This window comes from Pseudoxanthomonas sp. F37, from assembly GCF_022965755.1.
GTDB lineage: Bacteria > Pseudomonadota > Gammaproteobacteria > Xanthomonadales > Xanthomonadaceae > Pseudoxanthomonas_A.
Genome location: NZ_CP095187.1, coordinates 2,545,583 through 2,558,547 on the forward strand (window position 1 = coordinate 2,545,583; position 12,965 = coordinate 2,558,547).

Sequence of the window (12,965 nt, forward strand, 5' to 3'; positions counted from 1 at the left end):
GTACACCCGCGGAATGAGTGGCCGGCACCTCGGGCAAGGCTTGCCTCGCGGGTCCGACCGTTTGTCTCCGCGCGCGACGTGGACTCGCCCCGCGCGCGCAGGTGGTTCGTTATACCAGTGCGAAAAAAGCCACGCAACCCGAAAACCCAGTAATGGCGCGGGTTTCCGGGCGATTGCGGCATCCATCCGTTCCCGTGTCAGTGCTTCACGCCAAGCGGTTGCGTGGTCTTGTCGCCTTCCTTTTCGGCGGTCGGCACGGCACGCTGTCCACCACCGCCGCCATCGGCCGGCACGGGGGCCAGGGGCCGCTCGAGCGCGAGGTCCAACACCTCGTCGATCCACTTCACCGGCACGATCTTCATTCCTTCGGTGACGTTGGCGGGAATGTCGGCCAGGTCCTTCTTGTTCTCGTCCGGAATGATCACGGTGGTGATGCCGCCGCGCAGCGCGGCCAGCAGCTTCTCCTTCAGGCCGCCGATCGCGGTGACGCGGCCGCGCAAGGTGATCTCGCCGGTCATGGCGACATCGGCACGCACCGGGTTCTTCGTCAGTGCGGACACCAGCGCGGTCGCCATGGCGATGCCGGCGCTGGGGCCGTCCTTGGGCGTGGCGCCGTCAGGCACGTGCAGGTGCACGTCGTGCTTCTGCAGGAACTCGGCGTCCACGCCCAGGCTGGTGGCGCGGGCGCGCACCACCGACAGCGCGGCCGAACCCGATTCCTTCATCACATCGCCCAGCTGGCCGGTCAGCAGCATGCCGCCCTTGCCGGGGACCAGCGCCACCTCGATCTGCAACAGGTCGCCGCCGACCTCGGTCCATGCCAGGCCGGTGACCAGGCCGACCTCGTTCTGTTCCTCCGCACGACCGAAGTCGTAGCGGCGCACGCCGGCGTACTTCTCCAGGTTCTTGGACGTGACCTGCATGGCGGCGGCTTTGGCCGCCTTCTTCCTGGCCAGCGCCTTGGCCCCGCCCAGTGCGATTTCCTTCACCACCTTGCGGCAGATCTTGGCGACCTCGCGCTCCAGGTTGCGCACGCCGGATTCGCGCGTGTAGTACCGGACCAGATCGCGGATCGCGCCTTCGGCGATCTTCAGCTCGTCGGATTTCAGGCCGTTGGCCTTCAGCTGCTTGGGCACCAGATAGCGTTGCGCGATGTTGACCTTCTCGTCCTCGGTGTAACCCGGAATGCGGATGACCTCCATGCGATCCAGCAGCGGACCGGGGATGTTCAGCGAGTTCGAGGTGGCCACGAACATCACCTCGGACAGGTCCAGGTCCACTTCCAGGTAGTGGTCGTTGAAGGCGCTGTTCTGCTCGGGATCCAGCACTTCCAGCAATGCCGAGGAAGGATCGCCGCGGAAGTCCATCGACATCTTGTCGATCTCGTCCAGCACGAACAGCGGGTTCCTGCTGCCGGTCTTGTTGAGGTTCTGCACGATGCGGCCCGGCATGGAGCCGACGTAGGTGCGGCGGTGGCCGCGGATTTCGGCCTCGTCGCGCACGCCGCCCAACGACATGCGCACGAACTTGCGGTTGGTGGCCTTGGCGATGCTCTGTCCCAGCGAGGTCTTGCCCACGCCCGGCGGACCGACCAGGCACAGGATGGGGCCGCGCAGCTTTTTCACCCGCGACTGCACCGCCAGGTATTCGAGGATGCGCTCCTTCACCTTGTCCAGCCCGTAATGGTCGGCGTCCAGGGTGTCCTGCGCGACCTTCAGGTCCTTGCGCACCTTGGTGCGCTTGTTCCACGGCACGCCCAGCAGCCAGTCCAGGTAGTTGCGCACCACGGCCGCCTCGGCCGACATCGGCGACATCTGCTTGAGCTTGTTCAGTTCGTTGCGCGCCTTCGTTTCCACGGGCTTGGGCATGCCGGCGGCGGCGATCTTGCGCGCGAGTTCCTCCAGTTCGTTGGGCGCCTCGTCCAGCTCGCCCAGTTCCTTCTGGATGGCCTTCATCTGTTCGTTGAGGTAGTACTCGCGCTGGCTCTTCTCCATCTGCGACTTCACCCGGCCGCGGATGCGCTTCTCCAGCTGCTGCACGTCGATCTCGCCGTCTACGAAGCCGACCAGCAGTTCCAGCCGCTCGCCGACCTCGACGGTCTCCAGCAGGCGCTGCTTGTCGCTCAGGCGCACGCCGAGGTGCGCGGCGATGGTGTCGGCCAGCCGGCTGGGTTCGTCGATGCCGGCCAGCGTCTGCAGCAGTTCCGGCGGCAGCTTGCGGTTGGTCTTGACGTACTGTTCGAACAGGCCCATCAGCGAGCGCGCCACGGCTTCGATCTCGCGCGGCTCGCGGGCGTCGGTGGAGTCGATCTCCTCGCCCTGTCCATACAGCGAACCATCGCGCTCGACCACGTTGGACACGCCGATGCGCGCCGTGCCCTCCACCAGCACCTTGATGGTGCCGTCGGGCAGTTTGAGCAGTTGCAGCACCTGCGCCAACGTGCCGACCGTGTACAGGTCGGCGGCAGCCGGGTCGTCGGTCTCGGCGGATTTCTGCGCCAGCAGGATGATGCGCTTGTCGGCTTCCATGGCCTGCTCCAGCGCGCGCATGGATTTGTCCCGGCCGACGAACAGCGGGATGACCATGTGCGGGAACACCACCACATCGCGTAGCGGCAGGACCGGCAGGTCGAGGATTTCAGTCTGGGGACGGCGGGGCATGGGGGGCTCCAGCAGAGTGCGGAATCAAGGGGCGCCGGGGCGCCGATGGGGCCGTTATGGGGCCATCGGCGCGGGGATGCAATAGCGCGACGGAAACCCCAGCAAAACCAGCCTGTTACAGGCGTGCCCCGGAAAATGAACAGGCGCCACGAGGGCGCCTGTCGGAGAACCGCCTGCGGGGCCGGTCACTCGGCCGCGGCCACCTTCGGGGCGGGCGGGTTCTGGTAGATCAGGTAGGGCTCGGACTTGTGTTCGATCACCGACTCGTCCACCACCACCTTGCTGACGTTTTCCAGCGACGGCAGTTCGTACATGGTATCCAGCAGGACGGACTCGACGATGGTGCGCAGTCCGCGCGCGCCGGTCTTGCGCTTCAGCGCCTTGCGGGCGATCGCCGACAGCGCATCCGGACGGAACTCCAGCTCCACGCCTTCCATCTCGAACAGCTTCTTGAACTGCTTGGTGATGGCATTCTTGGGCTCGGTGAGGATCTTCACCAGGGCCGCCTCGTCCAGTTCCTCCAGCGTGGCGACCACCGGCAGGCGGCCGACGAACTCGGGGATCAGGCCGAACTTGATGAGGTCTTCGGGCTCGACGTCGGTCAGCAGCTTGCCGGTTTCGGTCTTGCGCTCGGCGCTCTTCACCTTGGCGCCGAAGCCGATGCCACTGGCCTCGGTGCTGCGCTGCTGGATGATCTTGTCCAGGCCGGCGAACGCGCCACCGCAGATGAACAGGATGTTCTTCGTGTCCACCTGCAGGAATTCCTGCTGCGGGTGCTTGCGGCCGCCCTGCGGGGGCACGCTGGCCACCGTGCCTTCGATCAGCTTCAGCAGGGCCTGCTGGACGCCTTCGCCGGATACGTCGCGGGTGATCGAGGGGTTCTCGCTCTTGCGCGAGATCTTGTCGATCTCGTCGATGTACACGATGCCCTGCTGCGCCTTGTCGACGTCGTAGTCGCACTTCTGCAGCAGCTTCTGGATGATGTTCTCCACGTCCTCGCCCACGTAGCCGGCTTCGGTCAGCGTGGTGGCGTCGGCGATGGTGAACGGCACGTTGAGCAGGCGCGCCAGCGTCTCCGCCAGCAGCGTCTTGCCCGAGCCGGTAGGGCCGGCCAGCAGGATGTTGGACTTGGCCAGTTCGACCTCGTCGTTCTTGCTGCGGCTCTCGATGCGCTTGTAGTGGTTGTACACCGCGACCGCCAGCGTGCGCTTGGCGCGGTTCTGGCCGATCACGTACTGGTCCAGGACCTCGAGGATCTCGCGCGGCTTGGGCAGGTGGCTGCGGGCCGACTGCGCCTTCTCCTCCAGCTCTTCGCGGATGATGTCGTTGCACAGTTCCACGCATTCATCGCAGATGAACACGCTGGGGCCCGCGATCAGCTTGCGGACTTCGTGCTGGCTCTTCCCGCAGAACGAGCAGTACAGGATTTTGGTGCTGTCGCCGGAACGGCCCTGACGATCTTCGCTCATGCTGGTATTACTCGGTCGCTCAACCTGCCCTGGAGGGCTTTCGGTCGGAGAATAGCACACGGCCCCGGCCTGTCAGCCGGGTCCGTGAACAGGGGGATTGGGGCCGGAAAACCGGGCAATGCGGGGCGATCAGGCCGGCTGGATCGACTCGTCCGGGCGCCGCTCCAGCACCTGGTCGACCAGGCCGTAGGCCTGCGAATCGGCCGCGCTCTTGAAGTTGTCGCGCTCGGTATCACGCTCGATGGTTTCCAGCGACTGGCCGGTGTGGTGGGACAGGATGGCGTTCAGCTTGGCGCGCAGCGTCAGGATCTCGCGGGCATGGATGTCGATGTCCGTGGCCTGGCCCTGGAAGCCACCCAGCGGCTGATGGATCATCACGCGCGAGTTCGGCAGCGCATAACGCTTGCCCTTGGCGCCTGCCGCCAGCAGCAGCGCGCCCATGCTGGCCGCCTGGCCGACGCAGATGGTGCTCACGTCCGGCTTGATGTACTGCATGGTGTCGTAGATGGCCATGCCCGCCGTCACCACGCCACCGGGCGAGTTGATGTACAGGCTGATGTCCTTCTCCGGGTTCTCCGCCTCGAGGAACAGCATCTGCGCCACGATGACGTTGGCCACATGGTCGTCCACGCCGCCGACCAGGAAGATCACGCGCTCCTTCAGCAGGCGGGAATAGATGTCGTAGGCGCGCTCGCCGCGGCTGGTCTGCTCGACCACCATCGGCACCAGGTTGAGGGCTTTGGTTTCAATACTCATGGGTTTTCGCGCCTGTCGTTCGTGGAAAGGTCCGGCCTAGGATAGCCGGACCTCCTGCCCGGGCGGGCGCCCGGCTCAGTTGCGGATGGCTTCCTGGAAGGAAAGCGTCTGCTCGGTGTGCTGGGCGCGCTCGGCGATCCAGTCGATCACCTGCTCTTCCATCACGCGGCCCTGCAGACTGTTCATCAACTGGGGGTCGTTGCGGTACAACTCAATGACCTGCTCGGGCTCTTCGTAGGTCGAGGCGATCAGGCGCAGGGTCTCGTTCAGGCGCTTGGGGTCCAGGCGCAGCTGGTTGCGGCGGGCCACCTCGCCCACCAGCAGCCCCACCAGGACGCGCTTGCGGGCCGCGTCCATGAAGCCTTCGTGGGCGTTGTCGGGGATCTGCACCTGCTGGCCCTGGCGGCGGGCCTGCTCGGCCGCCTGCTGGACCATCACGCGGGCCTCGTTCTCGACCAGGCGCGGCGGCATCTCGACATGGGCGTAGGCGGCGATCAGCTGTTCGCCCACTTCGCGGCGCAGGCGGGTCATCAGTGCGCCCTTGAGCTCGCGCTCCAGGTTGCTGCGGATATCCGCACGGAACTGCTCGGCATCGCCGCTCTTCACGCCGAAGCTGCGGATGAAGTCGCGGTCGACCTCGGGCACCACCGACTCGGCCACCTCGGTGACCTTCACGTGCACCTCGACCTGCCTGCCCGCCAGCTGCGGCACGCGCCAGTCGGCCGGGAACGTCACCGACACGGTCTTCTCGTCGCCCTTGGCCAGGCCCACCAGCGCCTGCTCGATCTCGCCGAACATCACGCCCGACCCGATCAGGGTGGCGCCCTTCTCGATGCCCTCGGCCGGCATGCGTTCTTCGCCCGCCTGCGACCAGGTCTCCAGCGCCACCCGATCGCCCGCCTGGGCGCCGCGCTCGACCACCTGGAAGGTGCGGCGCTGCATGCGCAGGTTGTCGACCATCTGGTCGATGTCCGCGTCGGTCACTTCCGCGGTGTGGCGGACGACATTGAGCTTGGCGACATCGATATCGCCGAAGTCCGGCACCACCTCGAACGTGGCCACGAAATCCAGCTCGCCTTCGCCCTGCTTCTCGATGCGCGGGTTGCCGGCCAGCTGCAGGTCCTGTTCGCGCACGGCGTTGTTGAAGGTCTCGCGCAGCAGGCCGTCCAGGGCCTCGGCGCGCACCTGGTCGCCGTAGCGCTGCTCGATGACCTTGGCCGGCACCTTGCCGGGGCGGAACCCCTTGATGCGCGCGGTGCGCGACAGTTCGCGCAGGCGGCCGCCGATATGGGTGTCCAGGCGCTCAGCCGGCAGGCTGAAGCTCATGCGGCGCTCGAGGTTGCCGACCGATTCGACCGAAACTTGCATACTCACTGACTCCTGCGGCCACGGCATGGCCGGGGCACTGTTGATAATCCGGGACGTCCGGGACCAGGGCGCAGCGCCCCTCCCGACGGAACTTGCTAGTTTCGCCGATTCCGCGGCGGGCTGCCAGCAGGACGGGCATGGGGCGGCCTCAGGGGCCTGGGCACCGGCTGCCGACCTCGCCACAGGCCGTATCCACCACCCCCAAGGGCGGCTGGGACCGCGATGCAGGCACTCCCTGCCCCTTTGCGGACATCCGGGCGCTCCGCGATCTGGGGCGGCCGGCCAAGGCGCGCCGTGGCCATGCCATCCGGCGTTCGGGAGGGGGGCGTGGTGCGAAAGGAGGGACTCGAACCCTCACGGGGGTTACCCGCTGGAACCTAAATCCAGTGCGTCTACCAATTCCGCCACTTTCGCAGGGCCCGGCGATTGTACCGCGCCCCGACCTACCCCCGGACACCAGGACCCGGAACGCGCCGCAGCGCGGCTGCACCCCTGGGTTCCGGCGGAAAAGAAAACGCCCGGCGCGAGCCAGGCGTTTTCGGGATGGGTGGGCCGTCAAGGATTCGAACCGCGCCACCGTATACCCCACAGCCGGCATGACCCGCGAACGCGCCGCAGCGCGCCTGCACCCCTGAGTTCCGGCGGAAAAGAAAAACGCCCGGCGCGAGCCGGGCGTTTTCGGGATGGGTGGGCCGTCAAGGATTCGAACCGCGCCACCGTATACCCCACAGCCGGCATGACCCGCGAACGCGCCGCAGCGCGCCCGCATGCCTGAGTTCCGGCGGAAAAGAAAAACGCCCGGCGCGAGCCAGGCGTTTTCGGGATTGGTGGGCCGTCAAGGATTCGAACCTTGGACCTATTGATTAAGAGTCAACTGCTCTACCAACTGAGCTAACGGCCCCGAAACATCAGACGCGTAGTGTAACCGCATCGCTTTTTTCTGTGAACCCCCGCGACGCGGAGATCCGTTCATCAGTGGGGTGGCTGAGGGGACTCGAACCCCCGACAACTGGAATCACAATCCAGTACTCTAACCAACTGAGCTACAGCCACCACTGAAACCTGCTTCCTCCCGGTTGCGCCGGAAGTGGCGCGCCCGACAGGACTCGAACCTGTAACCGCCGGCTTAGAAGGCCGGTGCTCTATCCGGTTGAGCTACGGGCGCCCGGACCGGATTGTCGCATCCCCGCCCTGCCGACACACACCCGGGCAGTACATCAGACTGGTCGGGGTAGAGGGATTCGAACCCCCGACCCTCTGCTCCCAAAGCAGATGCGCTACCAGACTGCGCTATACCCCGACGAGGGTCCCGGCGTGGCGTCTGGACGCCAACGAGGCCGCACATTGTCGGAACCTGCGGCCCGGCTGTCAAACGAAACGTGACCGGCCACGGCGTACGCTATGCTCATCCACTGGGGACAGACGTCCGGCAACCACATGAGGGCACCATGATACGCAGCGGCAATCCGGCACTGAAGGAATCGACCTTCCTCGATCTGGGCAGCGGGACGGTGGTCTCGCGCGACGCCGGGGCGATGACGCTGAACGGCACCGTGAACAAGACCGGCATCCTGTTGCTGCTGTCGGTGCTGACGGCCGCCTTCGCCTGGACGCAGTCGGTGGTCACCGGCCCGGACGGCACCGCCATGGTGGCGCCGGGGGTCACGGTCTACGCCCTGGGCGGCGCCATCGGCGGCTTCATCCTCGCCCTGGTCACGGTGTTCAAGAAAACCTGGTCGCCCATCACCGCGCCGCTGTACGCACTGGTGGAAGGCTTCTTCCTGGGCGCGATCTCGGCCGTGTTCGAGCTGAAGTACCCCGGCATCGTGTTCCAGGCCGTGCTGCTGACCTTCGGCACGCTGGGCGCCCTGCTGGCGGCCTACCGCAGCGGCCTGATCCGCGCCACCGAGAACTTCAAGCTGGGCGTGGTGGCGGCGACCGGCGGCATCGCCCTGGTCTACTTGGTGTCGATGGGCCTGCGCCTGTTCGGCAAGGACATCCCGCTGATCCACGAATCCGGCCTGGTCGGCATCGGCTTCAGCCTGTTCGTGGTGGTGATCGCGGCGCTGAACCTGGTGCTGGATTTCGATTTCATCGAGTCTGGCGTGGAAGCCGGCGCACCGAAGTACATGGAGTGGTACGGCGCGTTCGGCCTGATGGTCACGCTGGTGTGGCTGTACATCGAGTTCCTGCGCCTGCTGGCCAAGCTGCAATCGCGCGACTGAGCGCGCGCGGATTGCCGCAACAGGACGGGGCGCCCATGGCGCCCCGTTCCATTTCTGGCCATCGGCAGGCACTAGTGCGGTGCGGCTGCGCGACGGGGCCACACCATGAAGACCAGCGCGGACAGCGCCAGCAACCAGCAGTAGTACACGCTGCCCGCCAACGCGAGCGGCGACACGGCCGCCAGGGACGCCGCCAGCAGGATCTGGGCGCCGTACGGCAGGACGCCCTGCACCACGCACGCGAAGATGTCGAGCACGCTGGCCGCACGGCGCGGACTGATGCCATGGCGCTGCGCGATGTCCTTCGCCAGGCTGCCGGTCACCAGGATGGCGACCGTATTGTTGGCGGTGAGCGCATCCGAACCCGCGGCCAGCGCCGCGATACTGATCTCGCCCGACCTGCGCCCGGTATGGCCGCGCGCGAACGCCGCGATGACCTGCGCCAGCCAGGCCAGGCCGCCGGTTGCCTTGATCAGCGCCGCCAGGCCGCCGATGAGGATGGACAGCAGGGTGATCTCCACCATGCTTTCGAACCCCAGGTAGATGTCGCCGGCGAACGCGACCACGTCGTACTCCTGCGCCAGCACGAAGCCGAACACGCCGGACACGACCAGGCCGATGCCCAGCACCAGCACCACGTCCAGGCCGGCCAGCGCCAGGCCCAGCACCACCACGTAGGGCAGCACCAGCCAGGGCGAAGCGGCGTCGGGGGCTTCCACCGGCGCAGCGTCGCCCAGGGTGGCGAGCAGGACGATCGTGGCGATGGCGGCGGGCAGCGCGATCCGGAAGTTCTCGCGGAACTTGTCGCGCATCTCCGCGCCCTGGCTGCGCGTGGCCGCAATGGTGGTGTCGGAAATGATGGACAGGTTATCGCCGAACATCGCGCCGCCCAGCACGGCCGACGTCACCAGCACGCGGTCCAGGCCCGCGGCATCGGCCACCCCCAGCGCGATCGGCACCACCGCCGCCAGCGTCCCCATCGACGTACCGATGGACAGCGACACGAACGCGGCCGCCAGGAACAGGCCCGGCAGGATCAGGCCGGCCGGCAATGCGCCCAGGCCCAGCGCGACCACCGCATCGACGGCACCGATGGCCTTGGACACCGTGGCGAACGCCCCCGCCAGCAGGAAGATCAGGCACATCAGCATGACGTTGCCGTCGCCCATGCCCTGCAGCAGGGTCTGCTGCGCGGGAACGCCGCGCCTGCGCGCCAGCCAGACCCCCAGCGCCAGGGCCGGCAGGATGGCCACCGGCGCGCGCAACTGGTAGAACCCCATCGCCTCGCCCTGTGCCGTGTAGTACAGCCCGGCGCCGAAGAACAGCGCCAGGAACAGCAGCAGCGGAGTCAGCGCAAGCGCACTGGGACGTACGGACATGGCAGGGCCTTCTGCGTGGGGCCGCGGATTGTGCGTGCCGCCAGCCTAGCGTCAAAGCCCATGGGTGGGACACAGGCCGACAAAAACGGGACGCCGGAACCCTGATCTGCCCGGCTAGCGTGGCGCACTCGCCATGCGGAACGCTTCACTGCCCCGGAACGCGCCCCACAGCCCGACCAGACCACCGAGGACCAGGAGCGCACCCGGCACAGGCGACCCCAGCAGCAAACCACCGATGCCGAACAACAGCGCGTACACCCCGGCATTGCCCGACAACCAGGCGATCCCCAGCCAGCCCATCGCTCGCCTGGGGGCCGCACCCGGCAGGTCGCGCCACCAGCCCGGCGGACGCACGCGGCGCGTGAACGCTTCCAGATGCGCGTCGGGGACCGGCGGCGTCAGCCAGGTGGCCAGCAGGGCACTGGCCGTGGCGATCGCCACGATGGCCAGCAACAGGTATTCGTCGCGCGCATCGGGAAACAAGGGGTACAGCACCAGCGCGGACGACACCGCCGCCACGATGCCGGCGATCTCGGTCCATGCATTCGCCCGCCACCAGAACCATCGCAGCATCGAGGGAAGACCGAGTCCTGCGCCCAGTGCGATGAAAAGGCGCCACGCCTGCTCGATGCTGTCGATCCGCGACGCCACCACGACCCCCATCGCCGTGAGCAGCATCACCGAGAGTCGGCTGACCCAGACCAGCCGCGACTGGCTGGCATCGGGCGCGACGAAGCGCCGATAGAGGTCATGGGTGAGATAGCTCGCTCCCCAGTTGAGATGGGTGTCGACGGTGCTCATGAACGCGGCCAGCAACGATGCGAACAGCAGGCCCAGCAGGCCGGCCGGAAGCAGACGCGCCATCAGCACCGGATACGCCATCTCGCGGTCTGCCGCCACGAGCTCGGCATCCGCGCCACCCCCACTCACGCCAAGGGGGAACACCACCAGCGCGACCAGCGCCACCAGCACCCAGGGCCAGGTGCGTACCGCATAGTTCAGGACGGCGAACCACAAGGTTCCCGCAGTGGCGTGGCGCTCGTCGCGTGCCGTGAACACGCGTTGGGCGAGATAGCCGCTGCCATCGCTGTAGTACTGCGCCCACCATTGCACGGCGATGTAGGTGAGGAACACCTGCACCGGCAGCCAGGCGGCATCGCGTCCCGGCACGAAGGCCAGCAGGCTTGCCACGTCGTAGTGCCGCGCAAGGCCCGCCTGCAGGCCCTGCAGCCCTCCCACGTGGTCGACAGCGATCAACGCAAAGGCCACGCCCCCGACCAGGGCCATGGCGAACTGCAACAGGTCGGTCAGGATGACGCCACGGATGCCGCCCAGGCTGGAGTAGGCACCGATCACGCAGAAAAGCACCAGCACCGTGATCGTATCGCCCGGCGAACCGACCAGCAGCGCGTCGGGCCAGAACGCGGTGAACGCCTCCATGGCCGCAGGTCCCAGCCAAGCGCGCCAGTCCACGAAGGGCGCGGCGATCTTCACCATCGCCCTGACCACCCATCCCAGGATGATGGCGTTGATCAGGATGGCGAAGAATGCGGCCTTGAATCCGCGCAGCCACGCCGCGGAGCGTCCGCAGTAGCGCAGTTCGATCAGTTCGGCATCCGTCAGCACGCGCGAACGGCGCCACAACGCCGCGAACACGACCGCGACCGAGATGTGGGAGATGGCCCAGGACCACCACAACCAGTTGCCGGCGACGCCATGCCTGGCCACCAGGCCCGATACGACCAGCGGCGTATCCGCGGCGAACGTGGTGGCCGCCATCGAGGTGCCCAGCCACCACCAGGGCAACGACCGGTCGGCGACGAAGTAGGAGTCCAGCGAACGTCCCGCCGTGCGGGACACCCAGGCGCCTACCAGCAGTGTCGCCGCCAGGTAGGCGGCGACGATGGTCCAGTCAATGACCGCCAGCGATCCCATCGGGCGCGACGGCAAGCGTCATGAGGAACATGCGACCGAGGATACCCCAGGCGGCCCGAGGCTCAAAACCGCGCCTGCGCGCATCGACGCGCGCAGGTGCGCGTGCAACACGATCACACGCGGCTGGCGATCGCCTTGGCGAACGACATGGTGGTGCCCTCGCCGCCCAGGTCCGGGGTCAGCGAATCCTTGGCTTCCAGCGTGGCGATGATGGCCGCGCGCAGGCGCTCGGCCTTCTCGGGCTGGCCCAGGTGGTCCAGCATCTGGGCCGCGCCCAGCAGCAGCGCGCACGGATTGGCGACGCCCTTGCCCGCGATGTCGGGAGCCGAACCGTGCACGGCTTCGAAGATCGCCGCATCGGTGCCGATGTTGGCGCCCGGCGCCAGGCCCAGGCCGCCCACCAGGCCCGCGCACAGGTCCGAGATGATGTCGCCGAACAGGTTGGTGGTGACGATGATGTCGAACTGCTCCGGACGCATCACCAGCTGCATGCAGGTGTTGTCCACGATCATCTCGTTGCACTGGATGTCCGGGTACTGTGCGGCCACTTCGCGCGCCACCTTCAGGAACAGGCCGGAGGTGCTCTTCAGGATGTTGGCCTTGTGCACCACGGTGACCTTCTTGCGGCCGGTCTTGCGGGCCAGGTCGAAGGCGTAGCGCACGATGCGCTCGGAACCCTTGCGGGTGATCTTCTGCGTCAGCAGCGCGGTCTCGCCGTCTTCCGAAACCGACTGGCCTTCGCCGATGTAGGCGCCCTCGGTGTTCTCGCGCACGGTGATCAGGTCCACGCCCGTCGGGAAGCGCGACTTGGTGTTCGGGAACGACTTGGCCGGACGCACGTTGGCGTACAGGTCGAAGTGGCGGCGCAGGGCCACGTTGATCGAACTGAAGCCCTCGCCCACCGGCGTGGTCAGCGGACTCTTCAGGGCCACGCCGTTCTTGCGGATGGAGTCCAGCGTGGCCTGCGGCAGCAGGTCGCCGTGCTTCTCCAGCGCGACCATGCCGGCGTCGGCCTCCTCATAGGTCAGGCCGGCCTTGAGGGCGTCGAGCACGTACAGGGTGGCATCCATGATCTCCGGGCCAATACCGTCGCCGCGGATGACCGTAATCGTCTGGGTCATTGAGTGGGGTTTCCGAACAGGGGCGCGCGCGGGCCTGGGCCGGAGCGGGCGC

Annotated in this window: 8 protein-coding genes and 5 tRNA genes; 1 reads left to right on the plus strand and 12 read right to left on the minus strand. The window is 67.2% G+C overall.

The features are described from left to right. Nucleotides 1–197: 197 nt before the first annotated feature. From lon to MUU77_RS11970, 9 genes are all read right to left on the minus strand, one after another. Nucleotides 198–2,660, minus strand: coding sequence for an endopeptidase La (gene lon / locus MUU77_RS11930; RefSeq protein ID WP_245087070.1), 2,463 nt, complete (start codon nucleotides 2,658–2,660; stop codon nucleotides 198–200). A 185-nt stretch (nucleotides 2,661–2,845) separates the two neighbouring features. Next, the gene (gene clpX, locus MUU77_RS11935; RefSeq protein ID WP_245087072.1) at nucleotides 2,846–4,129 is read right to left on the minus strand and encodes an ATP-dependent Clp protease ATP-binding subunit ClpX; all 1,284 of its coding nucleotides are present in this window, start codon (nucleotides 4,127–4,129) and stop codon (nucleotides 2,846–2,848) included. A 129-nt stretch (nucleotides 4,130–4,258) separates the two neighbouring features. Continuing rightward, nucleotides 4,259–4,885, minus strand: a complete 627-nt coding sequence (gene clpP, locus MUU77_RS11940) for an ATP-dependent Clp endopeptidase proteolytic subunit ClpP (RefSeq protein ID WP_162111267.1) — start codon at nucleotides 4,883–4,885, stop codon at nucleotides 4,259–4,261. A 75-nt stretch (nucleotides 4,886–4,960) separates the two neighbouring features. Beyond that, nucleotides 4,961–6,253: a trigger factor gene (gene tig, locus MUU77_RS11945; protein ID WP_245087074.1), complete on the minus strand. Its 1,293-nt coding sequence runs from the start codon at nucleotides 6,251–6,253 to the stop codon at nucleotides 4,961–4,963. A 328-nt stretch (nucleotides 6,254–6,581) separates the two neighbouring features. Continuing rightward, nucleotides 6,582–6,667 (minus strand) — tRNA-Leu (locus MUU77_RS11950). 411 nt (nucleotides 6,668–7,078) lie between these two features. After that, nucleotides 7,079–7,154: transfer RNA gene (locus MUU77_RS11955), tRNA-Lys, on the minus strand. Between the two features lie 75 nt (nucleotides 7,155–7,229). Further along, nucleotides 7,230–7,306, minus strand: a tRNA-His gene (locus MUU77_RS11960). Nucleotides 7,307–7,341: 35 nt separating this feature from the next. After that, a tRNA-Arg gene (locus MUU77_RS11965) sits at nucleotides 7,342–7,418 on the minus strand. Between the two features lie 58 nt (nucleotides 7,419–7,476). After that, nucleotides 7,477–7,553: transfer RNA gene (locus MUU77_RS11970), tRNA-Pro, on the minus strand. A 148-nt stretch (nucleotides 7,554–7,701) separates the two neighbouring features. On the opposite strand from MUU77_RS11970, the gene MUU77_RS11975 reads away from it, so the two are divergent. Next, nucleotides 7,702–8,478, plus strand: a complete 777-nt coding sequence (locus tag MUU77_RS11975) for a Bax inhibitor-1/YccA family protein (protein ID WP_305852513.1) — start codon at nucleotides 7,702–7,704, stop codon at nucleotides 8,476–8,478. Between the two features lie 71 nt (nucleotides 8,479–8,549). Here the strand turns inward: MUU77_RS11975 and MUU77_RS11980 are convergent, their stop codons facing one another. The 3 genes from MUU77_RS11980 to MUU77_RS11990 form a co-directional block, all read right to left on the minus strand. Next, nucleotides 8,550–9,857 (minus strand): Na+/H+ antiporter NhaC family protein, encoded by a 1,308-nt coding sequence (locus tag MUU77_RS11980; protein WP_245087076.1) that lies wholly within the window; start codon nucleotides 9,855–9,857, stop codon nucleotides 8,550–8,552. Between the two features lie 114 nt (nucleotides 9,858–9,971). Further along, entirely contained in the window at nucleotides 9,972–11,792 is a 1,821-nt protein-coding gene (locus MUU77_RS11985) for a sodium:solute symporter family protein (RefSeq protein WP_245087078.1), read from the minus strand. A 113-nt stretch (nucleotides 11,793–11,905) separates the two neighbouring features. After that, on the minus strand, nucleotides 11,906–12,913 hold the full coding sequence (locus MUU77_RS11990; protein WP_245087080.1) for an isocitrate dehydrogenase: 1,008 nt from the start codon (nucleotides 12,911–12,913) through the stop codon (nucleotides 11,906–11,908). Nucleotides 12,914–12,965: the final 52 nt, after the last annotated feature.

Excerpts from the sequence above, each read along its gene's own strand:
- MUU77_RS11975 (WP_305852513.1), top strand. The coding sequence starts at position 7,702 with ATGATACGCAGCGGCAATCCGGCACTGAAGGAATCGACCTTCCTCGAT.
- lon (WP_245087070.1), bottom strand. The coding sequence starts at position 2,660 with ATGCCCCGCCGTCCCCAGACTGAAATCCTCGACCTGCCGGTCCTGCCG.
- MUU77_RS11990 (WP_245087080.1), bottom strand. The coding sequence starts at position 12,913 with ATGACCCAGACGATTACGGTCATCCGCGGCGACGGTATTGGCCCGGAG.
- MUU77_RS11980 (WP_245087076.1), bottom strand. The coding sequence starts at position 9,857 with ATGTCCGTACGTCCCAGTGCGCTTGCGCTGACTCCGCTGCTGCTGTTC.
- MUU77_RS11985 (WP_245087078.1), bottom strand. The coding sequence starts at position 11,792 with ATGGGATCGCTGGCGGTCATTGACTGGACCATCGTCGCCGCCTACCTG.
- tig (WP_245087074.1), bottom strand. The coding sequence starts at position 6,253 with ATGCAAGTTTCGGTCGAATCGGTCGGCAACCTCGAGCGCCGCATGAGC.
- clpP (WP_162111267.1), bottom strand. The coding sequence starts at position 4,885 with ATGAGTATTGAAACCAAAGCCCTCAACCTGGTGCCGATGGTGGTCGAG.
- clpX (WP_245087072.1), bottom strand. The coding sequence starts at position 4,129 with ATGAGCGAAGATCGTCAGGGCCGTTCCGGCGACAGCACCAAAATCCTG.